Source organism: Streptomyces sp. NPDC104371, from assembly GCF_055583785.1.
In genome coordinates this window covers 579,398-603,964 of sequence record NZ_JBVJNF010000001.1, presented here as the reverse complement: position 1 = coordinate 603,964, position 24,567 = coordinate 579,398, and the positions used below count along the sequence as shown (strand labels likewise).

Annotated in this window: 24 protein-coding genes; 15 read left to right on the top strand and 9 right to left on the bottom strand. The window is 72.2% G+C overall.

Annotation, left to right across the window (positions count from 1 at the left end; translation table 11 throughout):
• The first annotated feature begins 189 nt into the window (after positions 1-189).
• Entirely contained in the window at positions 190-1,278 is a 1,089-nt protein-coding gene (locus tag ACZ60T_RS02805; protein ID WP_365630317.1) for an S-(hydroxymethyl)mycothiol dehydrogenase, read from the top strand.
• Complete coding sequence (locus ACZ60T_RS02800) at positions 1,278-1,907, top strand: MBL fold metallo-hydrolase (protein WP_469663855.1); 630 nt, start codon at positions 1,278-1,280, stop codon at positions 1,905-1,907. The genes ACZ60T_RS02805 and ACZ60T_RS02800 overlap by 1 nt, the downstream gene beginning before the upstream one ends.
• Positions 1,908-1,970: 63 nt before the next feature.
• Here the strand turns inward: ACZ60T_RS02800 and ACZ60T_RS02795 are convergent, their stop codons facing one another.
• Positions 1,971-2,558: an RNA polymerase sigma factor gene (locus tag ACZ60T_RS02795; protein WP_469663853.1), complete on the bottom strand. Its 588-nt coding sequence runs from the start codon at positions 2,556-2,558 to the stop codon at positions 1,971-1,973.
• Positions 2,559-2,567: 9 nt separating this feature from the next.
• Between ACZ60T_RS02795 and ACZ60T_RS02790 the strand changes: the two genes are divergently transcribed.
• The 8 genes from ACZ60T_RS02790 (at position 2,568) to ACZ60T_RS02755 (ending at position 12,970) form a co-directional block, all read left to right on the top strand.
• The gene (locus ACZ60T_RS02790) at positions 2,568-3,938 is read left to right on the top strand and encodes a serine/threonine-protein kinase (RefSeq protein WP_469663851.1); all 1,371 of its coding nucleotides are present in this window, start codon (positions 2,568-2,570) and stop codon (positions 3,936-3,938) included.
• Between the two features lie 127 nt (positions 3,939-4,065).
• Complete coding sequence (locus ACZ60T_RS02785; RefSeq protein WP_469663849.1) at positions 4,066-4,782, top strand: DUF4232 domain-containing protein; 717 nt, start codon at positions 4,066-4,068, stop codon at positions 4,780-4,782.
• A 107-nt stretch (positions 4,783-4,889) separates the two neighbouring features.
• Positions 4,890-5,711, top strand: a complete 822-nt coding sequence (locus ACZ60T_RS02780) for an SDR family NAD(P)-dependent oxidoreductase (RefSeq protein WP_469663847.1) — start codon at positions 4,890-4,892, stop codon at positions 5,709-5,711.
• A 179-nt stretch (positions 5,712-5,890) separates the two neighbouring features.
• On the top strand, positions 5,891-8,791 hold the full coding sequence (locus ACZ60T_RS02775) for a bifunctional glycosyltransferase/CDP-glycerol:glycerophosphate glycerophosphotransferase (RefSeq protein ID WP_469663845.1): 2,901 nt from the start codon (positions 5,891-5,893) through the stop codon (positions 8,789-8,791).
• Positions 8,788-9,921, top strand: a complete 1,134-nt coding sequence (locus ACZ60T_RS02770) for a glycosyltransferase (protein ID WP_469663843.1) — start codon at positions 8,788-8,790, stop codon at positions 9,919-9,921. Before ACZ60T_RS02775 ends, ACZ60T_RS02770 begins: the two co-directional genes overlap by 4 nt.
• A 95-nt stretch (positions 9,922-10,016) precedes the next feature.
• Positions 10,017-10,694, top strand: a complete 678-nt coding sequence (locus tag ACZ60T_RS02765) for a response regulator transcription factor (RefSeq protein WP_365630341.1) — start codon at positions 10,017-10,019, stop codon at positions 10,692-10,694.
• Positions 10,695-10,698: 4 nt separating this feature from the next.
• Positions 10,699-12,078 (top strand): sensor histidine kinase, encoded by a 1,380-nt coding sequence (locus ACZ60T_RS02760; protein WP_365630344.1) that lies wholly within the window; start codon positions 10,699-10,701, stop codon positions 12,076-12,078.
• 193 nt (positions 12,079-12,271) lie between these two features.
• Positions 12,272-12,970, top strand: a complete 699-nt coding sequence (locus ACZ60T_RS02755) for a L,D-transpeptidase (protein ID WP_365630347.1) — start codon at positions 12,272-12,274, stop codon at positions 12,968-12,970.
• 220 nt (positions 12,971-13,190) lie between these two features.
• On the opposite strand, the gene ACZ60T_RS02750 is transcribed toward ACZ60T_RS02755, so the two are convergent.
• On the bottom strand, positions 13,191-14,390 hold the full coding sequence (locus ACZ60T_RS02750; protein WP_469663840.1) for a Gfo/Idh/MocA family protein: 1,200 nt from the start codon (positions 14,388-14,390) through the stop codon (positions 13,191-13,193).
• Between the two features lie 310 nt (positions 14,391-14,700).
• Here ACZ60T_RS02750 and ACZ60T_RS02745 point away from each other — a divergent pair, with 310 nt between their 5' ends.
• Positions 14,701-14,886, top strand: coding sequence for a hypothetical protein (locus tag ACZ60T_RS02745; RefSeq protein WP_365630353.1), 186 nt, complete (start codon positions 14,701-14,703; stop codon positions 14,884-14,886).
• Here the strand turns inward: ACZ60T_RS02745 and ACZ60T_RS02740 are convergent.
• The 4 genes from ACZ60T_RS02740 to ACZ60T_RS02725 all read right to left on the bottom strand — a co-directional run bounded on the left by ACZ60T_RS02740 (position 14,840) and on the right by ACZ60T_RS02725 (position 18,820).
• Complete coding sequence (locus ACZ60T_RS02740) at positions 14,840-16,027, bottom strand: Cmx/CmrA family chloramphenicol efflux MFS transporter (protein WP_469663838.1); 1,188 nt, start codon at positions 16,025-16,027, stop codon at positions 14,840-14,842. The genes ACZ60T_RS02745 and ACZ60T_RS02740 overlap by 47 nt on opposite strands.
• Before the next feature lie 272 nt (positions 16,028-16,299).
• The gene (locus ACZ60T_RS02735; RefSeq protein WP_469663836.1) at positions 16,300-16,872 is read right to left on the bottom strand and encodes a MarR family winged helix-turn-helix transcriptional regulator; all 573 of its coding nucleotides are present in this window, start codon (positions 16,870-16,872) and stop codon (positions 16,300-16,302) included.
• 93 nt (positions 16,873-16,965) lie between these two features.
• Complete coding sequence (locus tag ACZ60T_RS02730; RefSeq protein ID WP_469663834.1) at positions 16,966-18,126, bottom strand: permease; 1,161 nt, start codon at positions 18,124-18,126, stop codon at positions 16,966-16,968.
• Positions 18,127-18,163: 37 nt separating this feature from the next.
• A complete protein-coding gene (locus ACZ60T_RS02725; protein ID WP_469663832.1) occupies positions 18,164-18,820 on the bottom strand; it encodes a nucleoside/nucleotide kinase family protein in 657 nt (218 codons plus the stop codon).
• 7 nt (positions 18,821-18,827) lie between these two features.
• On the opposite strand from ACZ60T_RS02725, the gene ACZ60T_RS02720 reads away from it, so the two are divergent.
• The 3 genes from ACZ60T_RS02720 to ACZ60T_RS02710 all read left to right on the top strand — a co-directional run bounded on the left by ACZ60T_RS02720 (position 18,828) and on the right by ACZ60T_RS02710 (position 21,120).
• Complete coding sequence (locus ACZ60T_RS02720; protein ID WP_469664733.1) at positions 18,828-19,568, top strand: HAD family hydrolase; 741 nt, start codon at positions 18,828-18,830, stop codon at positions 19,566-19,568.
• A 106-nt stretch (positions 19,569-19,674) separates the two neighbouring features.
• On the top strand, positions 19,675-20,067 hold the full coding sequence (locus tag ACZ60T_RS02715) for a hypothetical protein (RefSeq protein ID WP_469663830.1): 393 nt from the start codon (positions 19,675-19,677) through the stop codon (positions 20,065-20,067).
• Positions 20,068-20,136: 69 nt separating this feature from the next.
• Complete coding sequence (locus ACZ60T_RS02710) at positions 20,137-21,120, top strand: aldo/keto reductase (RefSeq protein WP_469663828.1); 984 nt, start codon at positions 20,137-20,139, stop codon at positions 21,118-21,120.
• Positions 21,121-21,219: 99 nt separating this feature from the next.
• On the opposite strand, the gene ACZ60T_RS02705 is transcribed toward ACZ60T_RS02710, so the two are convergent.
• Both ACZ60T_RS02705 and ACZ60T_RS02700 read right to left on the bottom strand, forming a co-directional pair.
• On the bottom strand, positions 21,220-21,480 hold the full coding sequence (locus ACZ60T_RS02705; protein WP_365630376.1) for a hypothetical protein: 261 nt from the start codon (positions 21,478-21,480) through the stop codon (positions 21,220-21,222).
• Positions 21,481-21,663: 183 nt separating this feature from the next.
• The gene (locus tag ACZ60T_RS02700; protein WP_469664731.1) at positions 21,664-22,623 is read right to left on the bottom strand and encodes a threonine/serine dehydratase; all 960 of its coding nucleotides are present in this window, start codon (positions 22,621-22,623) and stop codon (positions 21,664-21,666) included.
• A 214-nt stretch (positions 22,624-22,837) separates the two neighbouring features.
• Between ACZ60T_RS02700 and ACZ60T_RS02695 the strand changes: the two genes are divergently transcribed.
• Positions 22,838-23,707: a universal stress protein gene (locus ACZ60T_RS02695; RefSeq protein ID WP_469663826.1), complete on the top strand. Its 870-nt coding sequence runs from the start codon at positions 22,838-22,840 to the stop codon at positions 23,705-23,707.
• A 42-nt stretch (positions 23,708-23,749) separates the two neighbouring features.
• On the opposite strand, the gene ACZ60T_RS02690 is transcribed toward ACZ60T_RS02695, so the two are convergent.
• On the bottom strand, positions 23,750-24,517 hold the full coding sequence (locus tag ACZ60T_RS02690) for a dienelactone hydrolase family protein (protein ID WP_365630382.1): 768 nt from the start codon (positions 24,515-24,517) through the stop codon (positions 23,750-23,752).
• Between the last annotated feature and the right edge of the window lie 50 nt (positions 24,518-24,567).

The window sequence follows — 24,567 nt, the reverse complement described above, 5'->3', positions numbered from 1 at the left end:
GCGGCCGGGGGCGGTTCGGTGCGTGGCCGCGTCAACTTCCGTGTGGCACAAGGGAGGTCGCCGACGGCCGACGGAGGCCCGTGCCGCCCGTTCGCGGATCCCTCCCCGTAGAGGATCATGGGGAGGGGCCGTACGGCCCGCAGCGGGCGCGCGCGAGGCGCCCGTACCACCGACGGAAGGCAGCAGCCCATGGCGCAGGAAGTGCGCGGCGTGATCGCCCCTGGCAAGAACGAGCCGGTACGGGTCGAGACCATCGTCGTACCGGATCCGGGTCCCGGTGAGGCGGTGGTGCAGATCCAGGCCTGCGGGGTGTGCCACACCGACCTGCACTACAAGCAGGGCGGCATCAGCGACGACTTCCCGTTCCTGCTCGGTCACGAGGCGGCCGGGATCGTCGAGTCCGTCGGCGAGGGCGTCACGGACGTCGCCCCCGGCGACTTCGTCATCCTCAACTGGCGTGCGGTGTGCGGCCGGTGCCGCGCCTGTCTGCGGGGCCGCCCCTGGTACTGCTTCGACACGCACAACGCCCGGCAGAAGATGACCCTCGCCGCCACCGGCCAGGAACTCTCCCCGGCTCTCGGGATCGGCGCCTTCGCGGAGAAGACCCTCGTCGCGGCCGGGCAGTGCACCAAGGTCGATCCGTCCGCCGCCCCGGCGGTGGCGGGCCTGCTCGGCTGCGGCGTGATGGCGGGCATCGGCGCCGCCATCAACACCGGGAACGTCGGCCGGGGCGACTCGGTCGCGGTCATCGGCTGCGGCGGTGTCGGTGACGCGGCGATCGCCGGGTCGCGGTTGGCGGGCGCGGCGAAGATCATCGCGGTGGACATCGACGAGCGCAAGCTGCGGACCGCACGCGAGATGGGCGCGACCCACACGGTCAACTCCAAGGAGACCGACCCCGTCGAGGCGATCCGCGAGCTGACCGGCGGCTTCGGCGCCGATGTCGTCATCGACGCGGTCGGCCGCCCCGAGACGTACAAGCAGGCCTTCTACGCCCGCGACCTGGCCGGCACCGTCGTCCTGGTCGGCGTGCCCACCCCCGAGATGAAGCTGGAACTGCCGCTCCTCGACGTCTTCGGGCGCGGCGGTGCGCTGAAGTCGTCCTGGTACGGGGACTGCCTGCCCTCCCGCGACTTCCCGATGCTGATCGACCTGCACCTCCAGGGCCGACTGGACCTGGGGAAGTTCGTGACCGAGACCATCGCCCTGGACGAGGTCGAGAAGGCCTTCGAGCGGATGCACGAAGGCGACGTGCTGCGGTCCGTGGTGGTGCTGTGATGACCGCGCGCATCGACCACCTCGTCACCTCCGGCACGTTCTCCCTCGACGGCGGCACCTGGGAGGTCGACAACAACGTATGGATCGTCGGCGACGACCACGAGGCCATCGTCATCGACGCCGCCCATGACGCCGACGCGATCGCCGAGGCCGTCGGCGACCGGCGGCTGCGCGCCATCGTGTGCACCCACGCCCACAACGACCACATCGATGCCGCGCCCGCCCTCGCCGAGCGGACCGGCGCGGCGATCTGGCTCCACCAGGACGACCTGCCGCTGTGGCGGATGACCCACCCCGACCGCCTCCCCGACCACTGGCTCGTCGACGGGCAGGTCATCGAGGCGGCCGGTACCGATCTGACCGTCCTGCACACCCCGGGCCACGCGCCCGGAGCGGTCTGCCTCTACGACCCGGCCCTCGGCACGGTCTTCACCGGAGACACCCTCTTCCAGGGCGGACCGGGCGCCACCGGACGCTCGTACTCCCACTTCCCGACGATCGTCGAGTCGATCCGCGAGCGGCTGCTGAACCTGCCGCCCGAGACGGTGGTCCGCACCGGCCACGGCGACTCGACCACCATCGGCGCCGAGGCACCCCACCTCGACGAGTGGATCGCGCGCGGCCACTGAGCCGCCGCGCCGGCTGTCCGGCCTCCGCGACGAGGAGGCCGGACAGGCAGCGTCGCGTCCCCCTCACCCCATGCCGCTCAGCCACGGCCTGACCTGCTTGCGCGCCTCGTGCAGCCGGGACTTCAGCGTGCCCAGCGGCACGCCCACGCGCTCGGCCGCCTCCGCGTACTCCAACTGGCAGATGTCCCGGTAGACCAGGGGCGCCACCAGATGCGGATGCTCGCGCTCCAACCGCTCCAGCGCCTCCAGCAGATCGATCCGCGACCCGGCGATCACACTCGTCGTGCGCGGGTCCACCTGCCGTGCCGGGTCGATGGGCGCGGGCTGCTCGGCGGCGCGGCGCTTCAGCTCGCGGTACTTCTGCCGGGCGCAGTTGGCGACCACCGTGTACAGCCAGGTGCCGAAACGGCTGCGGCCCTGGAACGTGGTGATCTTCCGGGCCACCTGCAACAGCACGTCCTGCGCCGCCTCCTCGGCGTCCTCCCGGCAGGGCAGGAACCGCCCGCAGCGCCGCACGACCTCCGGCCGGATCTCCCGGAGCAGCGCCTCCAGAGCCGCCGGGTCGCCCGCCGCCGCGCGCCGCGCCAACTCCTCGGTGTCCGCGGCATTCCCCACTGGCCGTTCCCCTCGCTGTCGATCCGGGACAGGCATGATAGTGGCATGCACTCCCTGGAGCGGATCGACCGCTACCGCCTCGAACGACGCCTGGGCGGCGGCGCGTTCGGTGTGGTGTGGCTCGCGCATGACGACGCCCTTCAGGCGCCCGTCGCGGTGAAGGTGCTCGCCGAGAACTGGGCCGACCGGCTCGATGTACAAGAGCGCTTCCTGGCCGAGGCCCGGTTGCTGCGCAAGGCCGGTTCGAACCGCGTCGTCCAGGTCTACGACATCGGTGAACTCCCCGACGGCAGGCCCTACTTCGTCATGGAGTACGCGGACGGCGGCACCCTCGCCGACCGGCTCGACGACGGCCCGCTGCCCGTGGCCGAGGCGCTGCGCCTGACCGCCCTCGCCGCCCGTGCCGCGGGCGCCCTGCACGACGCGGGCATCGTCCACCGCGACATCAAGCCGTCCAACGTCCTGTTCCGCGCCGCGCCCGACGGATCCACCCGGCTGCTGCTCGCGGACCTGGGCCTGGCCAAGAGCCTCGCACAGGCGTCCGGACTGACCATGGCCGCGGGCTCCGCCGGGTACGCCCCGCCCGAGCAGACCGCGCCCGGTACGGGCATCGACGCGCGCGCCGACGTCTACAGCCTCGGCGCCCTCGGCTACCACCTCGTCACCGGCACGGTCCCCGCGCCGCCCGGCAAGGTGGTACGCCCCGACCGGCTGCGCCCCGACCTGCCACGCGAGGTCCAGCGGGCGCTGCTGCGGGCCATGGCCTGCGACCGCGAACGGCGCTGGCCCACCGCGGAGGCGTTCGCCGACGCACTCGACCGGCTCGCGGCGACACCCGTCGGCAGGCCGCGCCGACGTCGGGCGCCGCTGGTCCTCGCCCTGGCCGGGGCGGTCGTGGCCGCCGCCACCGGGGTCACCACCGCGCTGGTACTGCGTCAGCAGCCCGCGGGCGAGGTCACCGTCCGGGACTCGACCGGGCGGATCGAGGCCACCGTGCCCGCCGCCTGGGGCCGTCAACTGCGCGATGTCGGCTGGGATCCGAAGACCCTGGGCCTGCCGACGGCCCACGCGCCCGCCCTCGCCGTCGCCGACGACCTGACGCACTGGCAGAACCTCGGCTCCCGCGTGAACGGCGTGTTCATCGGCCTGGGCGGGCACGACGGTCTGACCGCCGCGGTCCGCGCGCTCCACCACACCGGCTGTCACTACCAGGGCAGCAGCGACTACCGCGGCACGGCCTGGCACGGACCCGTACGCACCTGGAACAACTGTGCGGAGGGTGAGGGCACGCTCGTGGAGGCCGCCCTCGATCCGGCCCACGGCACCGGCTCGCCGCAGGTGTACGTCCAGATACGCCAGAACGGCGGTGGTGCCGAGGCCCGCCGTGTGCTGGACTCCGTACGGGTCACCGGCTGACCCGGCCCCCGGTCCACACGAACGCGTCCGAACCTTTTCGCCTGACCACGCATCGGACATGGATGACGGGGCACACGGCGCCGTTCGCCGGCGCCGGGCGCGGGCGGTGAGACTCAAGGAGCTGAACATGGTGACCTTCTGGCGCGGTACGGCACACACGGCCCGCTTCCTCTCGACCCGACGCACGGCGGCGGCACTGGGCGCGGTCGCCGCCCTGGGCCTGCTCACCGCCTGCGGCAACGACGACAAGGGCACGAGCGCCGCCCCCGAGACGCTGCCCGGAACGGCCCAGCCCGCCTCGGGTGACACCGGGCCGACCGACGACAGCAGGGCACCGGTCGGCTCCGGCGCCCCGAGCGCACCCGCCACCCAGGGCGGCCCCGGCACCCCGTCCGCCACCACCCCCTCCGGCGACCGCGCCACCGGCACCCGCTGCCACACCTCCGAACTGCGCGCCGCCGTGGGCCCCAACAACCCCGGCGCCGGGCAGGAGAACTTCCCCCTCGTCCTGACCAACCGCTCGCAGCGCACGTGCACGATCAACGGCTACCCGGGCGCCGCCTTCGTGGACGCGGCGGGCAAGCAGGTGGGACCGGACCCCAAGCGCGCGTCCAACGGCCCCACGAAGATCACGCTGGCCCCGGGCGCGAGCGCCTGGGCCGGGCTGACGTTCTCCAACCCCGAGGTCAGCGGCGCCCGTACCGCCACACCGACGGCGATCCTCATCACCCCGCCGGACGAGAAGGCCTCCCTGAAGGTGGCGTGGAAGGGCGGCAAGGTGCCCGTGGCGGGCAACTCCTCCTCGGCGTTCCTCACCGTCTTCAACGCGGGCACCGGCGCCTGAACCGCTTCCCCGTACCCCTCGTTGCCGCACCCCGCTGCTTCGTCCGCATCAGCGGGGTGCCCGCGGCCCTCTGCCCTCGCGATCGCCCGAGCACTAGCGTCGACGCCATGGATCACATGAGGCGTTTCGAGGGATACGGAGTCCTGATCACGGGCGCGGCGCGCGGCATCGGCGCCGCCACCGCCCGGCGGTTCGCGCGGGAGGGCGCCCAGGTGCTCGTCACCGACATCGACGTGACGCACGCCCGCACGACCGCGGACGCGCTGCGGGAAGAAGGCGCGCGAGCCGAGGCGTTCGCGTGCGATGTCGCGGACCGGGCCTCCGTCGAGGCGGCCGTCGCCCACGCGGTGGACGCCTTCGGCACGCTGGACGTGCTCGTCAACAACGCGTACGGCTGCACGCCCGACGTCCCGCTCTTCGAGGACGAACCGGACGAGGTGTGGGCGCGCGACATCGACCTCACGCTGACCGGCGCGTACCGCTCCAGCCGCGCGGCACTGCCGCATCTGGTCGCCTCCGGGCGCGGCGCCATCGTCAACATCGGTTCCGTGAACGGCATCCAGAGCTTCGGCAACCACGCCTACAGCGCCGCGAAGGCGGGCCTGGAGTCCCTCACCCGTACCCTCGCCGGGCACGCGGCACCCCGCGGGGTCCGGGTCAACCTGGTGGCGCCCGGCACGATCCGTACCCCCGCGTGGGAGGGCCGCGACGCGGATCTCGCCGCGGTGAGCGGGCTGTACGCGCTGGGCCGGGTCGGCGAGCCCGAGGACATCGCGGGGGCGGTCGCCTTCCTGGCCTCCCCGGACGCCGCGTGGATCACGGGCACGACACTCCGCGTCGACGGCGGCCTGCTCGCCGTCAACACCGGATTCCGGGACTGCATGGACGCCCCCCGGACGCCGGAGAACCGTTCACGCACCGGCGGCTGACGGCCCGTACGCGCGCGGCGGACGATACCCGACCGGCGCGTGTCGGAGGTGGCCTCGCCCGAGGCGCCGTCCCTAGCGTGGAAGGGCGGCCACCGCCCAGGCCCTTGTCCGGCCCTCCCCGTCCACCGCGACGCGCGGGCACCAGGCCGCCGCCCGGACGCCGGAACCCGAGACGAGAGGTGGCCGTGTCGATCGTTACCCCCGAGTCAGGCGGGACGGAGCCGGACATCAGCGTGGTCGTCATCGTCTACAACGACGACCGGCGCCTCCCGGTGGCCGTCCGCTCCGTCCTCGACCAGTCGTTGCGCACCGTGGAAGTGATCGTCGTCGACGACTGTTCGACCGACGGCTCCTACGACACCGCGCGGGCGCTGGCCGCCGCCCACCCCCGACGCGTCCGCGCGCTCCGGCTGTCCGAGAACAGCGGCGGCTGCGGAGAACCCCGTAACCACGGCATGGCCGCGGCGCGCGGACGCTACGTCATGTTCCTGGACAGCGACGACACCCTGGACCGCCACGCCTGCCGCAACCTCCTGGAAGCGGCCGAGCGCACCGGCGCCGACCTGGTCTCCGGGCGGTGCGTCCGGGTCCACACCGACAGCCGGCACGCCAAGCGGATCCCCTGGTACCCCTGGCTGTACGGGACCACGACCACCGTCGAGTCCATCGCCGATCTGCCGGACCTCTTCGTCTTCGACACCCTGTCCACCAACAAGTGCTACCGGCGTGCCTTCCTCGTGGACCACGGCCTCACCTTCCCGCGCGGCATCCACTACGAGGACCTGCTGTTCTCCGCCGAGGCGTATCTCGCGGCGGCGCGCATCACCCTGATCCCGCACACCGTCTACTTCTGGAACGTGGCCGAGAAGACCACGGCCAAGTCCATCAGCAACCGGCGCCATGAGATCAACAACTTCACCGACCGGCTGGAGATCCACCGCCGTATCGACGCCGTGCTGGACCGGCGCGGCCTTGCGGAACTCAAGCTGCGCAAGGACATCAAGTTCCTCAAGCACGATCTCGTCCTCTACCTGCGCGACCTGCCCTTCCTCGACAACGACTACCGCCACCGCTTCGCCCGACTGGCCCGCGGCTACGTCCAGGACTTCCCGCAGGAGGCGTACGACAGCCTCGACGCGGTGCACGCCATCTGCGCCTACCTGTTGATGCGCGAGGACTGGGACCATCTGATGCCCGCCATCGACACGCTGATCAACCGTAAGAAGATCTCCGCGCCGCTCGCCGAGCGGGACGGCCGGATCTACTGGTGCGACCGGCATCTGGACGACCCCGCGGCCCGTGAGGTCATGGACGTCACCGGACTCGGCTACCACGGCAAGCCGCTGGAGAAGATGTTCCTGCGCAATCTGCTCACCCGCTACGCCGTGCGGGGCGGCACCGTGCTCCTGGCGGGCGCCGTGGTCAACCCGCTGCGCACCGTCCCCGCGGACGCCGACCTCACCGCCGAGCTGGAGCTGCGGGCCCGCCGTCGCAGCCTGCGCGGCTACCGGTTCCCGGTGCGGACGGTACGTCACGAGGGCGACGCCCTCACCTGGCAGGCGGCCGTCCCCCTGGCCCGCGTGTTCCGCCCGGTGGGCGTCCTGGACGAGGTGTGGGACATCCGGCTGCATCTGACCGCGGACGGGCAGCGGACCACCAGCCGGATCACGGCCGGCAGCGTCGACTTGGAGAACGCGCCCGCCCTGCCGGTGCGCCCCTGGCTGACCCGGCTCGTGGCCGACCGGCTCGCACCCCAGGTCTCCGCCAAGGGACATCTCGCCTTCCGGCTCACCCAGCACAGCACCGCGGCACAGCGCGGACGCGCCCTCGTGGACCGCAATCTGCACGGGCCCGCCGCCAGGGCCGCCAAGCGCACCTACCGCGGACTGCGGGCCGTGCGCCGGGACCTGACCTCCGGGACCCGCAAGGTGCAGGTCTACCACCGCGTGCTGCTCCTGCTCCCGGTCCGCAAGGGCACCGTCGTCTTCGAGAGCCATCTCGGCAAGCAGTACAGCGACAGCCCCCGCGCCCTCTACGAGGAACTCAGACGCCGTCAGATGCCCGTCACCGCCATCTGGTCCTACGCGGGCGCGAGACCCACGGGCTTCCCGGCGGACGCCGAACTCGTCCGCCGCTGGTCCTGGCGGTACCTCAGGGCGCTGGCCCAGGCCGAGTTCTGGATCGACAACCAGGGCTTCCCGCTCAAGCTGGCCAAACGTCCGGAGACCACCTACCTCCAGACCTGGCACGGCTCGGCACTGAAGAAGATGGGCTTCGACCAGCCCGCTCACCGGGTCATGTCCGAACAGGCCCAACGCGCGTACCAGCAGGCGCTGGACCGCTTCGACCACTTCCTGGTCCGTGGCGAACACGACGTCCGCACCCTCGCCCGCGCCTACCGCATCCCCGAGCACAAGCTCCTGCGCCTCGGCTACCCCCGCAACGACGCCCTGGTACGGGCCGCCCAGGACCCTCGCACCCCCGCCCCGTACCCGCGCCGCCTCGCCGAACGCCTCGGCATCCGCCCGGGCCGCCGCGTCCTGCTGTACGCGCCCACCTTCCGCTCCCGCCCCGACGGCCGCCCCCGCGACTTCGCGTTCCCCTTCGACATCGAAGCCTTCGCCGAGCGCTTCGCGGACCGCTACACCCTCCTCGTCCGCTCCCACTACCTGAACCGGATCACCCTGCCCCCGTCGGTCACCGGCCGCGTGATCGACGTGACCGGCGAACCGGACATCACCCCGCTCCTGCTGCTCTCCGACGCCCTGATCACCGACTACTCCTCGGTGATGTTCGACTATGCGCTGCTGCGCCGGCCGATGGTGTTCTACGCCCACGACTGGGAGGAGTACTCCCGGGACACCCGCGGCACCTACTTCGACCTCCCGGCCGAGGCGCCGGGTCCCGTCGCGCACACCGAGGACGAACTCTTCGCCGCGCTCGACGACTTGACCCGTCTGAGCACCCGCTACGAGGCACGGCTCAAGGAGTTCGTGGACCGCTACGGCGAGTACGACCGCGGGGACGCGGCGGCTCGCATCGTGGACCGGTTCTTCGCCCCCACGAGGCAGGCCCCATGACACAGCGTGAGATCTTCTTCGTCGCCAACGAGGTCAACGAGCTGGGCGGGGTGGGTCGTTGGCAGCATCAGATGGCCCGGCTGCTGTCCGAGCGCGGCCACCGGGTCCGGATCATCGGCGTCTCCCCGCCCCAGGTACCGATGGACCTCGGCGCACACCCCCCGTACGAGACGCTGACCCTCTACGACCGGCGGCCCCCCGGCCGTCGCAAGCCACGCATCGGGCTCGGCCGGTTCGATCCGGCCGTCCGGCGGCAGGAAGCGAGCCGACGCGCCGTCGCCGAGCGCCTGTCCCGCTCCTTCCGCGCCGCACGGCCCGGAGCCGTGATCATCGTGACCCAGGTGTGGGCCATGGAGTGGGTGGCGCTCGCCGACACTGCGGGGCACCTGGTCATCGGCATGAGCCACGAGTCGTTCGGAGCGACCCGCCACTCCTCGCGCTTCGCCCGCGTGCGCAGGTACTACCAGGACGTCGACCGCCTGCTCGTCCTCACCCAGGAAGACGCCGACCGCTGGGCCGTCGAGGGACTCACCAACGTCTCCTTCCTGCCCAACCCGCTGCCCCTGACGCCCGACGCCCCCTCACCGCGCACGGAGAAGGCGGTGGTCAGCATCGGACGGCTCGACCACGCCAAGGGCGTCGATCTGCTGCTGGACACCTGGGCCGAGGCCGCGCCGCGGCAACCGGGCTGGCTCCTGCGCGTCTACGGCGCCGGGGAGTACGAGGCCGCGCTGCGGCGGCAGTGCACGGACCTCGGCCTGGACGGCTCGGTGGAGTGGGCGGGCCGGACCGACGACGTGGTCGGCGCGCTCCGGCGGTCGTCCGTGTTCGTCCAGTCCTCGCGCGGCGAGGGCTTCCCGCTCGTCCTCCTGGAGGCGATGGCCTGCGGCGTGCCCTGTGTCGCCTTCGACTGCTCGCCCGGGGTACGGGAGATCGTCAGGAACGGCGCGGACGGACTGCTCGCCCGGCCCGGCGACATCTCCGAACTCGCCGTTCACCTCGGCCGGTTGATGGCCGACGAGAACCTGCGCGACACGATGGGGGAGCGGGCCCGGCAGAACGTCCGGCGCTTCGCCCCCGAGGCGATCACCCGCCGCTGGGAGGAACTCTTCGCCTTCCTGGAGCGCTGACCCGGGGCCTCCCGCGAGGGGCCGCCGGGCCGTCGCCAGGCGAACTCGGCGCGCGGCCCCGACCATCTCTTCGTAGGGTGGAAGAGAGGTCGGCCATGCGCGTGCTGGTGATCGAGGACGAACGCGGGCTCGCCACGGCGATCGCCCGAGGGCTCGCCGAGGAGGGCTTCGTCGTCGATGTCGCCCACGACGGCGTCGACGGACTGTGGCACGCCGCGCACGAGCCGCACGACGCGATCGTGCTGGACCTCATGCTGCCGCGGATGTCCGGCTACGAACTCCTCAAGCGACTGCGGGCCGCCGCCGTCTGGACCCCCGTCCTCATCCTCACCGCCAAGGACGGCGAGTACGACGAGGCGGACGCCCTCGACCTCGGCGCCGACGACTACCTGAGCAAGCCGTTCTCCTACGTGGTCCTGGTCGCCCATCTGCGGGCGCTGCTGCGCCGCGGAGCCCCCGCCCGGCCCGCCGTGCTCACCGCGGGCGACCTCGACCTGGACCCGGCGCGCCGCCGCTGTCATCGCGCGGGCCAGGAGATCACCCTGACCGCACGGGAGTTCACCCTCCTGGAGTTCCTCCTGCGCCACCCCGACGAGGTCGTCAGCAAGACCGCCATCCTCGAACACGTCTGGGAGGAGAACTTCGACGGCGACACCAACATCGTCGAGGTCTACATCGGCTATCTGCGGCGCAAGATCGACGCCCCGTTCGGCCGACAGACGATCGAGACCCTCCGCGGCGCCGGGTACCGGCTGCGCGGCACCGGGAGGTGAGCCGGTGCGCCTTCCCGTCCCGGCGTGGTGGGCCCGGCGCTCCCTGCGCCTGCGGCTGACCGCGGCGGCGGCCCTGATGATCGCGGCGGCCCTGGTCGGCGCCTCGCTGCTGCTGATCGTCTGGCTGCGCGCCAGCCTCATCGGCGGACTCGACCAGCGGGCGCTCGAACAGGCCCAGGTGATCGCCGCGAACATCGACAGCGGGAACCTGCCCCGCACCCTGCCGCCCTCCGGCAAGGGCGAGACCGCCGTCCAGGTCGTCGACGCGCGGCGTGTCGTCCGCTCCAGCTCGGCCAACCTCAAGGGCAGACCGCCGCTGTTCACCTTCTCCCCGGCGCCCTCCTCCGGCGTCTCCCAGGTCCACAGCGTGCACGACCTGCCGCTGACCCGGGACGGCACCTGGCGCGCCGTGGCGGTCACCGCCGGGCCCGACAAGGACCCGCTGACCGTGTACGTCGCCGTGCCCACCGAGTCCGTGTCCCACAACCTCGCCGACCTCGCCGCGGGCCTGGCCATCGTCGTACCGCTGGCCGGTGCCGCGCTCATCGGTGTGGTGTGGCTGCTGACCGGGCGGGCCCTGCGGCCCGTGGACGCCCTGCGCTCCCAGGCCGCCGAGATCACCGTCTCCGACCTCGGCCGCCGCCTGGACGAACCGCCCGCCGACGACGCACTGGGCCGACTGGCACGCACCCTGAACGATCTGCTCGCCCGCCTCGACGCCTCGACGCAACGCCAGCGGGAGTTCGTCGCCGACGCCGCCCATGAGCTGCGCAGCCCTTTGAGCAGCCTGCACACGCAGTTGGAAGTGGCCGTACGGCACCCGGACTCCGCGGACTGGCGCACGCGGGGCCCGGCGCTGGTCGAGGAAAGCGAGCGGCTGTCCCGGCTCGTCGACGACCTCGTACGGCTCGCCCGCCTCGACGCCCGGCCCCGGCTGCGCAAACGCCCCGTGGACCTGGACGAGATCGTCTTCCACGAGGTGCTCCGCGCCCGGCTGAGCACCTCCGTCCTCGTCGACCAGCGCGGCGTCAGCGCCGCCCGCGTGTACGGCGACGGGGAGGCCCTGGCCCGGGTCGTGCGCAATCTGCTGGACAACGCCCTGCGGTACGCCGTCGACCGGATCGAGGTGAGCCTCCGCGTGTGCGACGGCATCGCGACCCTCGTCGTCGCCGACGACGGCCCCGGCATCCCGGCGGCCGACCGCCGCCGCGTCTTCGACCGCTTCACCCGGCTGGACGGCGCCCGCGCCCGGGACACCGGCGGAAGCGGCCTGGGGCTGGCGATCGCCCATGAGGTGATCGCCGCCCACCACGGCCGCATCCATGTCGAGGACAACGACCCGGGTGCCCGCATCGTGGTCCGTGTCCCGGCGACGGACCAGTAGGAGCCGGTAGAAGAGGAGCGATATCAGGCCACCAGGCCAATATCAGGCGTCACACCCGGCCGTCCACAGTGGATTGTCACTGTTTCGTAGCAATCGGTTCCGTTCCCCCTCCCCATGGACCTCGGGGGCGGTCTAATCGGCAGGATCCGCGCCGTGTACGGTAGCCGCCGTACAAAAGATGAAAGGCCTACCCATGGGGGACATACGCAGACGTGGCGTCGTCGCGCTCGGGATCATCGCCCTGACCGCCCCGCTCACCGTCGCGCTCGGTACCACGCCCGCGCAAGCCGCGAGCAGTTGCACCACGAAGACCGGCCCGTACCAGAAGCAGGTGGAGAAGTTCCTCGGCCGACCGGTCGACGGCAAGCAGTCCTCGACCGACTGCAAGGCGATCCAGGCCTTCCAGAACAAGCACCGCATCACCCCGAACATCGGGTACGCCGGTCCCGTCACCTGGGGCGTGATGGACCTGATGAACCGGCAGAAGGCCGTGGGGAAGAACCCCAACAAGGCCGGGAAGTGCCCGACCAACAAGGGCCGTATCGCCTGTGTCGACCTCACGCTCCAGCTCAGTTGGATCCAGGACGGCAAGAAGCTCGTCTACGGCCCCGTCCCGGTCCGCACCGGACGCAAGGGCTACGCGACCCGCACGGGTCTGAAGAAGATCTACTGGCGCCACCGTGACCATGTGTCGAGCCTCTACGACACTCCCATGCCCTACAGCCAGTTCTTCGACGGCGGCCAGGCCTTCCACTCGGTCGGCGTCAGTGTGTGGAACCCGCCGGGGTCGCACGGCTGCGTCAACATGACCACGACGGACGCCAAGAAGTACTGGTCGCTGCTGAAGAACGGCGACGACGTGTTCGTGTACGGCCGCAAGTCCGGTACCTGAGACGGCCATGGTCCGGCCGTCACCGTCACCGTCAACGGCCGGACCACAGGCGCTAGTGCCCCGGCAGGCAACGTTCGCCCCGTCGCGACGCCCGGCACGCACTCTCGCCGCACCGGACGGAAGCCCACGTACGTCCAGTACGAGGGCTTCCGTCCGGCACGCCGAGAGCACGCACCGAACGCCGCTCCTAACGGGCAAACGTTGCCTGCCGGGGCACTAGTTACGCGGGCGCGTCCCCGAAGTCCGGGATCTCCAGCCGTACTCCGCCCTTCAGGGCCGACTCGTGCGCGATGACCCCCGGCAGGGTGTAGCGGGCCGCGACCCAGGCGTTCACGGACGGCAGGGTGCGGGTGGTCACCGCGGTCACGAAGTCGTCCACCAGGAAGTGATGGCTTCCCTCATGCCCGTTGGGCAGGGTGTCGAACTCCCGCGGCAGCCGCGCCCGGTCGTGCACCGGAGCCGAACCCGAGGTGAACGCGGCCCGCAACGTCGGCGCGACATGGGCCAGTGACGGATCGTCAGGAGTCAATGAGGCCTTGGGTTCCAGCAGTTCGGAGATGTCCCGCACCCCGGACTTGTCCTGCCACAGCGCCACCGTGGCGAGTTGCTCCATGCTCGCCTCCGTGCCGAAGAACCGGAAGCGCGACTCCCGGACGGGCGAGGGGTAGCCGACCCGCCGGAACTCGTTGGTACGGAACGAACCGCCGCCCGCCACCTCGAACAGCGCGGTGGCGTTGGAGAAGTCGTTGTCGAACCGGCTGATCTCCTTGTCGAACACACCGTCCCCGCGCTCGTCGCGCACCCCGATCGCGGACACGCTCACCGCGTGCGTCCGCCAGGCGCCGAGCACCCCGCCGACCGCGTGGGTCGGGTAGAGCAGCGGGGGATAGCTGGCGGTGGCCTTCCAGTTCTCGCCGCCGCTGTACTGGTACGCCTCGTAGAACCCGAGGTCCATGTCGTGGACGTAGTCGCCCTCGGCGTAGAAGAGCCGGCCGAACGCGCCCCGGTCGGCCTGCCTGCGGGCGTGCACCGTCGCCGGGTGGTACTGGCTGGTCTCGCCCATCATGTACGTCAGCCCGGTCGCCTTGACCCGATCGACGATCGCCGCGATCTCCTCCGTACTGATCGCCATGGGAACGGCGGAGTACACGTGCTTGCCCGCGTTGAGCCCCTGGACGACGAGGGGGCCGTGCGTCCAGCGCTGGGTGAAGATGGCGACCGCGTCGATCGCCTTCGACTCCAGCATGGCCTCGTACGAGGGGAACGTACCGCTGAGGCCCACGGTGGCGGCGAGGCGTTCGGCGCGTTCGGGGAGCAGATCGGTGATGTGGACGTTGCCGACGCCGGGGTGGGCCAGGAACAACTGGGCGAACTGGCCGGAGAACTGACCGGCGCCGACGATGCCGAGCGAGAACGTCATGAGGCGCGTGCCCTTCGCTGGGGAGAGCCGGATCGGTCCGGCAGGTGGGGAGTTGGGGCCGCGCGCGTCGGCGCCGCCGTCATTGCCTTCGGGCTTCCGTCGTCACCTTTGGGGTTGGGGATCCTGGCGTCAAGACTCCTGCGGTTCCGCGTCGAAAGGTGGTGTCCCCCTCACCTTTCGACGGTGAACGCGGTAGCGTGGACGTGTAGTTGAGGCGTGAACGGTTTCGTCGGGCCGAAGTGATCAGCTTCACGGTCCGGAATGCCAGGAGTCGCCTGATTGCTCACGATGTCTTCACACTGGACCCCGTATGCTTCACACCATGTCCACCACTCCTGAACCCACAGCGGCGCGCTCTGCCGACGAGGTCAACGAGGAGATCCGGGCCTTGTGGTTCCGGAGCGGCGGATCGCTGAACGCGGATCAGCGGCTGGAGTACCAGCGGCTCGTCATGGAGTGGGCCGCCGCGTCCCCGAAGGACACGGAAGCGGCGTGAGCGCCCGCTCGGCCCCCGCGCCGAGCAGCGCGAGCGCGACGAGAAGACCGCTCGTCCAGAGCGGCCCCAAGGGCCCCGCCCTCGTGCCGAGCGTGGTCGCGGCGAGGAGCGGTCCCATGGTGGCACCGACGTTGAGCGCGGCGGTCGCGTACGAACCGGCCATGGTGGGGGCGCCCGCCGCCTCGTACAGCACCCGTGTGATCAGTGTGCTGCCGAGCGCGAACGACAGCGCGCCCTGCGTGAACACGAGGACGAGCAGCGCGACCGGCCGGTCCGCCAGGACGGCCAGCGCGGGCCAGCCGATGAGCAGAAGCGGACCTCCGGCCGCCACGACCAGGCCGGGGCGCTGATCGGAGAGCCGCCCGGCGACGGTGACACCGACGAAGGAGCCGGTGCCGAACAGCACCAGCGCGACGGGGACCCACAGCTTCCCCAGCCCCGCGGTGTCGGTCACGACCAGGGCGAGGAAGGTGAAGCTCGCGAAGGTCGCCGCGTTCACCAGCGCGCCGACCAGCATGACCAGGACCAGCCGCGGACTCCTGAGCCGCGCCAACTCCCCCCGCAGGGGCGGCCCGTCGACCGGGCCGACCGGCAGCGGACGTGCGGGAACTCCCCTGAGGACACCGAGCGCCGCGGGCAGACAGAGAGCGGCGACGGCCCAGAACGTGGCCCGCCAGCCGAGCATCGTGCCGAGGACCGCGCCCGCGGGGACCCCGGCGATCGTGGCCACCGTCGTGCCCGACAACAGCACGGCGAGCGCGCGTCCCTTCCGGTCGGGCGGGACCATCGTGGCCGCGGTCGTCAGGGCCACGGCGAGGAACCCCGCGTTCGCGAGCGCGGCGACCACCCGGGTCGCGAGCAGGACGGAGAAGCTCGTGGTCGTGGCCCCCACGGCATGGGCCGTCGCGAACACGAGGACGAAGCCGAGCAGGGCGGTCCGGCGCGGCCAGGCGCGGGCGAGCCCGGCCATGAGCGGGGCGCCGACGACCATGCCGACCGCGAACGCCGAGGTGAGCAGGCCCGCCGTCCCGACGGTCACGCCGAGACCCGAGGCGATGTCCGGCACGAGACCGGCGAGCATGAATTCGGAGGTGCCCATGGCGAAGACCGCCAGGGCGAGCAGATACAAGGGGAGGGGCATCGAGTGACTCCGAGGCGAGGAGAGATACGAGGGACTCGTCTCGTCACCGCGGTCAGCACCCAGGTGCGCACACGTCCGGGCCGCACGACAGGCGGGGGACGGCAAGGCTACGGACTCAGGGGTTCAGGGGGCTGACGGCGTGACCGAAAGCCCCCACCCTGTCCGACTCAGGGCTCGACATGACGCGCAGCGTACCCGGCCGAGGCCCGCCGAAGCACCTCGGTTTCGCACGGCACGAACACCCGTGTCCCGTCGGCGAGTTCCCGCCCGCGTCAGGCCTTCGGGCGACGGCCGCTGCGGCGCGGCGGCGGCTCCGCGCCACCCAGCAGGGCGCGGCGGCGCTCCTCGCCGTGCTCCTCGACCTGGAGGACGACACCGCGCAGCCCCTCGGCCAGCCGACGGCACTCGGCGTCGCTCAACTGCCCGGTGACGAAGACCTCTTCCTCGTTGAACGCCGGGAAGACCCGCTGCATCAGTTCCTCCCCCTCGGCGGTGAGGCTGAGCAGGACCAGCCTGCCGTCGGAGGGATGACCGGTGCGCCGCACCAGCCCGCGGGACTCCAGCGTGCGTGCCACGCCCGTGAGCGTTCCCTTGGAGATCCCCGCCTCCTCGGCCACATGCCGGGTCTCCGATTCACCCCACACCCAGACCACCCACAGGACGACGAACGCCGTCCAGGTCAGATCCGACCCCCGCAGCACGGAGTTCTCCAGATGCTGACGCACCGCCGACGCGGCCCGGTAGATGTTGGCCACCGCCGCCATCTGGTCCCGGCGGAGCGGGAAGCCGCCGAGCTTCGCCGCGGCGAGCTTCTCGGCCTCGGTGATGGATCGCTGGCCGGGCACGGGGGCTCCTCGGGTCTGTTCGCGGCGTGAATCGGGGCGGCCCGTCCGGCCGCTCGGTCGTTCGGTCGTGTCGGTCATGGTGATCGTTCGGCTTCAAAGTGTACGGAGGTCACGGCGCTGTTCGGGCGCTCCCCCCATCCTCCGCAGCATCCCGCGCCCGCCGGTCCGCAGGAACCGTACGAGCAAGGCGGCGGCCAGCAGCAGGAACGCGATGTTGAGCCAGGTCGTGTAGTCCCACCGGACGCCCTCCTCGGGAAGCCTGGCCCGCGCCTGGTCGGGGACCAGCCCCAGCGCGCCGAACACGAACTCGACCACATACCCGGCGACCACCATCGCCGCGAAGAACGTACCGAGCAGGAACGCGGCCATGCGCGCCCCGTAGTACTTCCGGTAGATGGACAGGATCGGCAGGATGAGCAGGTCCGCGTAGAGGAAGGCGATCACACCGCCGAAGCTGATACCGCCCTTCCACAGCACCACCGCCAGCGGCACGTTGCCGATCGAGCACACGAAGGTCGCCAGCGCCACCAGCGGTCCGACGAACGGCCCGATCACCTTGGCCGCCAGCGGATGGTCGGCCAGGAAGAACGTACGCCAGAACGCGTCCGGCACCCACGCGGCGATGGCGCCCGCGATGAGCAGACCGCCGACCAGATCGCGCAGGATCGCCGCCCACTCCATCACGAAGATGTGCGAGACGGACGTGAGGCCCGCGCGGGAGGACAGGCGGCGGACGAAGCCGCCCTCGCCGCCCACCGACATGTCCATCGCCGCATGCCCCTCCATGGACCCGGCCAGCCCGCGGGCGGCCTGTTCACGGGCCCGGCGCAGCAGCCGCTCACGCAGCAGGAGGCGGAAGAGCACGGCGAGGACCGCGATCATCACCGGCCCGCCGACGAACTCCGCGACGGTGAACTGCCAGCCCATCAACAGGGCCAGGATCACGCCGAGTTCGATGACGAGATTGGTCGAGGCGATCTCGAACGCCATCGCCGCGGTGAAGTCCGCGCCCTTGCGGAACAGGGACCGCGCCAGGGCGACCGCCGCGTACGAGCACGAGGACGAGGCGGCACCGAGCCCGGCGGCCAGGGCGAGCGTACGCGGCCGGTCGTCCCCCAGCAGCCGGACGACCGTCGAGCGGCGCACCACCGCCTGCACCACGGCGGAGAGGGTGAACCCGAGGATCAGCGCCCAGGTGATCTCCCAGGTCATCGACCCGGTGATGGACAGTGCGTGGCCGATCGCGTCCCACATGCGCAGCTCTTCTCCCCGGCGGCACGAAACGGGATCACTATGCCCGCAGGGGAAGACCGATCACCACGTCCGCCCGGTCCCGTGTCGTGGCGACCAGATCCGCGTTGCGCTGGTCAGGGCCCCGTACCCACGCCACCGCGGCGGCGTGGTCCTTGCCGAACTCCTCGTGGCGGGCGACGAGTCGGCGCACCCGCTCCGCCTCGTCGACCTCGCAGAACCACACCTCGTCCAACTGCGGCCGGACCCGCGCCCAGGCACCCGTCTCCAGCAGCAGGTAGTTGCCCTCCGTCACCACCAGCCGGGCCGTCGGAGGCACCGGGAGCGCCCCCGCGAGCGGCTGTTCGAGGACCCGTTCGAAGCCCGGTGCGTACACGGTCTCGCCGTCCTCCTCCGTCCGCAGCCGCCGCAGCAGCGCCGCGTACCCGGCCGCGTCGAAGGTGTCGGGCGCGCCCTTGCGACGGCGGCGGCCCAGCCGGTCGAGTTCGGCATCGGCCAGATGGAAGCCGTCCATCGGCACATGGGCCACCCACGGCGGCCCGTCGCCGTTCAGCTCGCGCACCACCCGCTCGGCGAGCGTCGTCTTGCCCGCACCCGGAGACCCGGCGATGCCGAGGAGCGCACGGCGGCCGGGGCGCGCCAGGCCCGCGGCCCGCTTCAGCAGTGCGTCGAAGGTCTTGGGAGAAGGTGGCTCCATGACACCCATGACAGCAGAACTCGGACTTCCGGACGGCATCCGGGCCTGCCTCTTCGACCTCGACGGGGTCATCACCAAGACCGCCGCCGTCCACGCCGCCGCGTGGAAGCGGACGTTCGACGCCTTCCTGCGCGAACGGGACGGGGACGCCTACCGCCCCTTCGAGGACGCCGACTACGAGCGGTACGTCGACGGGCGCCCTCGCGCCGACGGCGTCCGTACCTTCCTCGCCTCCCGCGACATCCGGCTGCCCGAGGGCGACCCCGACGACCCGCCTGACCGGCAGACCGTCCGAGGCCTCGGCAACCGCAAGAACGCCCTGCTCCTCGAACTGATCCACACCCACGGCGTCGAGGCGTACGACGGCACGATCCGCTACATCGAGTCGGTACGCGCCGCCGGGCTGCGCACGGCCGTGGTCTCCTCCAGCGCCAACTGCCGTGATGTGCTGCGCTCCGTCCACGCCGAGCGGCTCTTCGACGTGACGATCGACGGAGTCGTCGCGGCACGGCGGAAACTCCCCGGCAAGCCGCGCCCGGACACCTTCCTCGCCGCCGCCCGTGACCTCGGCGTCGAGGCGCGGGCCGCCGCCGTCTTCGAGGACGCGCTCGCCGGGATGGAGGCCGGGCGCGCGGGCCGCTTCGGGTACGTCGTCGGCGTGGACCGCGTCGGCCAGGCGGACGCCCTGCGCGCCCACGGCGCCGACATCGTCGTACAAGATCTCGCGGAACTGGGGGAGCACCCGTGACCCGCGAGGGCCCCGACGGGCGGGCGCGCCGCATCGGCCGTACCGTCGTGCCATGGGGGGCCTCGGCGTGGGCACGCGCGCCGGGCATCGAACGAGAGGAGCGGCCGTGAACGCGCCCCTTCCCCACGCACCTCAGGTCGAGGTGGTGATCAGCGGCTGCTCGGCGACCGACGCCGGAAGCCTGTTCGCCGAACTGTGCCGCCGGTTCGGCTCCGACCGCGCCGCCGAGGAGGCGCCGCACGAGGCCACGGGCGGTCGGCCCACGATGTGGACCGGCACCTTCGACACCTCCGCCACGCTCGGCGGACCCGGGCGGACGACGGGACAGGCCCCGCGCCTTTCGGGTCCCGTGACCGCCGAACTCCAGGGCGAGCCCCGCGCGGTGGAGTGTCTGCGCCGCGCCCTGGACGAGACGTACGTCGTCCAGCAACTGGGCCTGGTCGCGGGCGATCAGGAGGTCGACGTCGAGTTGCGACTGGAGAGCCGCACACCCGCCTGAGACACACCGACGGGCGCCGCTCTCCGGGGGCGTCCGCGCGCCGACGTGCGCGGATGACAGACTGGCCCGATGGAAGAGCGAGAATTCCGCAGGTCGGGGCAGCACGCGTCGGTGATCGGCCTCGGCACCTGGCAGTTGGGCGCGGACTGGGGCGACGTCGACGACAAGGACGCCCATGAGGTACTGGAGGCGGCGGCCGAGTCGGGAGTGACCTTCTTCGACACCGCCGATGTGTACGGCGACGGGCGCAGCGAGCAGACCATCGCCTCCTTCCTGCTCGGCAGGCCGGATCTGCATGTCCTGGTGGCGACCAAGATGGGCCGCCGCGTCGACCAGGTCCCGGAGAACTACGTCCTGGACAACTTCCGTGTCTGGAACGACCGTTCCCGGCGCAACCTCGGCGTCGACCGGATCGACCTGGTGCAGTTGCACTGCCCGCCGACGCCCGTCTACTCCACGGACGAGGTGTACGACGCCCTGGACACGCTGGTCGAGGAGGAGCGCATCGCCGCGTACGGCGTGAGCGTCGAGACCTGCGACGAGGCGCTGGCGGCGATCGCCCGCCCGAACGTGGCGAGCGTGCAGATCATCCTCAACCCGTTCCGGATGAAGCCGCTGCGGCAGGTCCTCCCGGCCGCGCGGGAGGCGGGCGTGGGCATCATCGCCCGGGTGCCGCTGGCCTCCGGTCTGCTGACCGGCAAGTACACCAAGGACACCGTCTTCGCCGCGAACGACCACCGCTCGTTCAACCGCCACGGCGAGGCCTTCGACCAGGGCGAGACGTTCTCCGGCGTCGACTTCGCGACGGGCGTGGAGGCGGCGGCCGAGTTCTCCGCGCTCGCCCCGGAGGGCTTCACCCCGGCGCAGACGGCGCTCGCCTGGATCGTCCAGCAGCCCGGCGTGACCGCGGTGATCCCGGGCGCCCGCTCGGCGGACCAGGCCCGCGCCAACGCGCAGGTCGCGCGGCTGCCCCGGCTCTCGCAGGACACGCTCGACGCGATCCAGAACCTCTACGACCGGCGGATCAAGGACCAGGTCGAGAGCCGCTGGTAGGCATCCGGACCTCCGGGCCCCGGATCTCCAGGCGTCCGGATGTCCGTCCCTGACCGGTCGGTGGGATCTTCCCCCGGCCGGTCAGGCCATCAGCACCGGTCAGGCCGTCAGGACCCGGCGTGCCGTACGGGACGTGCGGGACGTACCGCGGCCGGCGGCTCTTATCCGGTACGTGGTCTTGGCCTGGTCGATCACGGGATCGCCGAGCACTATCCGACCCGCCGCGCACAGCGCGTCGCACTCCTCGGTGGGCAGCGCCATGGGCAGCCCGTCGGACCGCCAATAGCCGTACCGGCGCCGCCCGTTGGCTCGTACGGTGAGGAACACCGGGGCACGCTGGTCCGTGATCAGGCGCAGCACTTCGGCAGCATCGGGACTCAGCCGAGGGCGCGTCATGATCGGTCGGCCTTTCCGGGACACGGGCGGGGCGGTTGTCCGCCCCGAGGGACTAGTTGATCTTTACCCCGCATTGTCGCCGAGTGCACTGACACCGCGCACCCCACCTGCCGAAGCAGATGTGGCGCGTTCGTGGCCGGGCCCCGCTCACCTCAGCCCGAACCGCTCGGCCCACCCCATGATGTCCGTCACGGTCGCGTTGCCTCCGCACACCACCAGCCCCAACCGGGCCCCGTCGCCGACCCGTTCGCGTATCTGCCGGGCCGCGGGCAGCAGACAGCCCGCGGCGGGCTCGGTCCACACCTTGGCGTGCTCGGCGAGTTCGAGGCTGCCCCGGACCGCCGCCGCGTCCGGGACCACCAGGACCTCGGTGACGAGCGCCGCCACATGCTCGTACGTCAGCGGGGAGACGGTGGGCGCGCTGAGCGTGGTCACGACCGACGACGGCTCCACCGGCACCGGCCCGCCCGCCGCCAGCGCCCGGGACATGGCCTCGGCGCCCTCCGTCTCCACACCCCAGACCCGCACCCCCGGCCGCAGGGCGTGCAGCGCCGCCGCCACGCCCGCGATCAGCCCGCCGCCCCCGACGCTCACCACCACGTCCGTCAACTCGCCCGCGTCCTCGGCGAGTTCGAGGCCGACCGTGCCCTGTCCCGCGATCACGTCGGGGTCGGCGAAGGGATGCACCAGGGTCAGCCCCTCGTCCCGCAGCCGCTCGGTGAGCGCGAACGCCTCGCCCATCCCGTCCGTCAGCCGCAGCGTCGCGCCCGTCGACTCGACGATCCCGATGGACCGCGCGGGCGCGGCCCGCGGCATCACCACCGTCGCCTTCACCTGAAGCGCGGCGGCCATGACGGCGAGCGCGATCCCGTGGTTGCCCCCGCTGACGGCCACCACCCCCGCCGCCCGCTCCGCCTCGTCCAGCGCGAGGAGCCGTGCCGTCGCGCCGCGTGCCTTGAAGGAACCGGTGCGTTGCAGCAACTCCAGCTTGGTGGTCACGGGAACGCCGAGCAGCTCGCCGAGCCCGGGGCTCTCCACCGTGGGCGTGCGCACGATGTGCGGGGCGATCCGCTGCCCGGCAGCGCGTACGTCCGAGATCCCGATCAATGCCTCTACCTCCCAGGACAGTTCCATCCGGCCACGACGCCGCTGTCGCACCGCCCCCTACCCTGGCACGCGCCGTGCCGCCGCGGGAGTCCCCGGCCGAGCACGGCCGACGCCCCGCCCCCACGGGGGAATCGGTCCGCCGCGCCTCGTAGTGTGGTGAACACCGAAGCGGTAGGCGTGAGGCCGACCGGAACCCGGACAGGAAGGCAGCCGTATGACCCGCCCGATCATCGTGGGAGTCGACGGATCACCGGAGAGCGCCGCCGCCGCGGCGTGGGCGGGCCGGGAGGCGGTGCGCCGGTCCCTGCCGCTGCGGATCGTGCACGCCTGGCAGTGGCAGTCGTACGACTTCGCCCCGGCCGCCGACCGTGACGCGCAGGCGGGCTGGGCGCAGGAGATCGTCGACGGGGTGCGGCACACGGTCGCCGAGCGGCACCCGGGGCTGGCCGTGACCGCCGAGGTGCTGGAAGGCTCGCCGGTGGGCTCCCTGGTCGCCGAGGCGGCCGAGGCCGAGATGCTGGTGCTGGGCTCGCGCGGGCACGGCGCGGTCGTGGGCTTCCTCATCGGCTCCGTGGGCCGCCAGGTGATCGCCGAGTCCGCCCGGCCCGTGGTACTCGTCCGCTCCGACGACCTCGCCACGGCCGAGGCCATGGGCCGGGAGATCGTCGTCGGCCAGCACGGGGAGCCGGAGGACGGCGCCGCCGCGCTCGGCTTCGCGTTCGCCACGGCGGCGGCCCGGGGCGCGACCGTCCGGGTCGTCCGCGCCTGGACCCTGCCGCCCGTCTTCGCCTACAGCCCCGCCTCGCTGAAGCTGCTCGAGGAGGCCGGCGGTCTGGAGCCGTACGAGAAGAAGGCGCTCGACGCGGCGCTGCGGCCCTGGCGGGAGCGCTACCCGGACGTGCCGGTGGTCGAGCAGGTGGAGATGGGAAGCGCGAGCCAGGTGCTACTGACCGCGGCCACGCAGGCCCAGCTCGTGGTGGTGGGGCGCCACGCGGCCCGCGCGGTGGTGCCGCGCATCGGCTCGGTGGCGCAGGCGCTGCTGCACCACGCGCCCTGCCCGGTGGGCGTCGTCCCGCCCGCCTGACGGACGAGCGGGCGGTCTGCCCGCGGCATGCACCGCCGTGACTCAGCCGGTGTGGTGGTGCAGGGTCCGGCCCAGCAGGGCCAGCAGTTCCCGCCAGTGCCGTTCCGCCGCCTCGGCGTGGTACACGGACGTGTCGGCCTGGGTGAACCCGTGCTTGGCGCCCGGGTAGACCTCGGTGCGGTGGGGGACGTTCGCCGCCGACAGGGCCCGCTCCAGCCGCTCGATCTGCTCGGGCGGCAGCGAGGGGTCCTCGTCGGCGTGGCCGAAGTACACCTCGGCGGTGACCTGCTCGGCCACCCGGTGCGGGCTGTCGGGGGCGTCGGTCGCGAGCCGCCCGCCGTGGAAGCCCGCCATGGCGGCGACCCGTCCCGGCTGGCAGGCGGCGGTGAGCAGGGCCAGCCGCGCGCCCATGCAGTAGCCGGTGACCCCGATCGGTCCGTCGGCCGCCTGGGGGCAGTCGGCGAGCCAGCGCAGGTAGGCGTCGGCGTCGCGCTCCACCAGGTCCTCCGTCAACGACCGGACCATGGGCATGAGTTGCTCGAAGACCTGCGCGCGGTCGGTGTCGATGAACTCGGGCAGATCGACCAGGGGCGCCCGCCCCTGGCGGTAGAAGACGTTGGGCACGAGCACCGTGTAGCCGTTCTCGGCGAGGCGGTCGGCCATCGCCCGCAGATGCGGACGCAGCCCGAAGGCGTCCATGTAGAGCAGCACCGCGGGATGGGGGCTGTCGTCGTCCGGGTGGGCCAGGTAGGCGTCGGCCGTGCCGTCCTGGGTCGGGATCTCCACCACTGTGCCACGCGTGGCTGTCATGCGCTGTTCTCCTGCCTGTCGACATCCGGCCGAGACGATCCGGCCGGAGG

Coding starts and splice junctions, on each gene's coding strand:
- ACZ60T_RS02805 (WP_365630317.1), top strand. CDS start 190: ATGGCGCAGGAAGTGCGCGGCGTGATCGCCCCTGGCAAGAACGAGCCG.
- ACZ60T_RS02800 (WP_469663855.1), top strand. CDS start 1,278: ATGACCGCGCGCATCGACCACCTCGTCACCTCCGGCACGTTCTCCCTC.
- ACZ60T_RS02795 (WP_469663853.1), bottom strand. CDS start 2,558: ATGCCTGTCCCGGATCGACAGCGAGGGGAACGGCCAGTGGGGAATGCC.
- ACZ60T_RS02790 (WP_469663851.1), top strand. CDS start 2,568: ATGCACTCCCTGGAGCGGATCGACCGCTACCGCCTCGAACGACGCCTG.
- ACZ60T_RS02785 (WP_469663849.1), top strand. CDS start 4,066: ATGGTGACCTTCTGGCGCGGTACGGCACACACGGCCCGCTTCCTCTCG.
- ACZ60T_RS02780 (WP_469663847.1), top strand. CDS start 4,890: ATGGATCACATGAGGCGTTTCGAGGGATACGGAGTCCTGATCACGGGC.
- ACZ60T_RS02770 (WP_469663843.1), top strand. CDS start 8,788: ATGACACAGCGTGAGATCTTCTTCGTCGCCAACGAGGTCAACGAGCTG.
- ACZ60T_RS02765 (WP_365630341.1), top strand. CDS start 10,017: ATGCGCGTGCTGGTGATCGAGGACGAACGCGGGCTCGCCACGGCGATC.
- ACZ60T_RS02755 (WP_365630347.1), top strand. CDS start 12,272: ATGGGGGACATACGCAGACGTGGCGTCGTCGCGCTCGGGATCATCGCC.
- ACZ60T_RS02750 (WP_469663840.1), bottom strand. CDS start 14,390: ATGACGTTCTCGCTCGGCATCGTCGGCGCCGGTCAGTTCTCCGGCCAG.
- ACZ60T_RS02745 (WP_365630353.1), top strand. CDS start 14,701: ATGCTTCACACCATGTCCACCACTCCTGAACCCACAGCGGCGCGCTCT.
- ACZ60T_RS02740 (WP_469663838.1), bottom strand. CDS start 16,027: ATGCCCCTCCCCTTGTATCTGCTCGCCCTGGCGGTCTTCGCCATGGGC.
- ACZ60T_RS02730 (WP_469663834.1), bottom strand. CDS start 18,126: ATGTGGGACGCGATCGGCCACGCACTGTCCATCACCGGGTCGATGACC.
- ACZ60T_RS02725 (WP_469663832.1), bottom strand. CDS start 18,820: ATGGAGCCACCTTCTCCCAAGACCTTCGACGCACTGCTGAAGCGGGCC.
- ACZ60T_RS02720 (WP_469664733.1), top strand. CDS start 18,828: ATGACAGCAGAACTCGGACTTCCGGACGGCATCCGGGCCTGCCTCTTC.
- ACZ60T_RS02710 (WP_469663828.1), top strand. CDS start 20,137: ATGGAAGAGCGAGAATTCCGCAGGTCGGGGCAGCACGCGTCGGTGATC.
- ACZ60T_RS02695 (WP_469663826.1), top strand. CDS start 22,838: ATGACCCGCCCGATCATCGTGGGAGTCGACGGATCACCGGAGAGCGCC.
- ACZ60T_RS02690 (WP_365630382.1), bottom strand. CDS start 24,517: ATGACAGCCACGCGTGGCACAGTGGTGGAGATCCCGACCCAGGACGGC.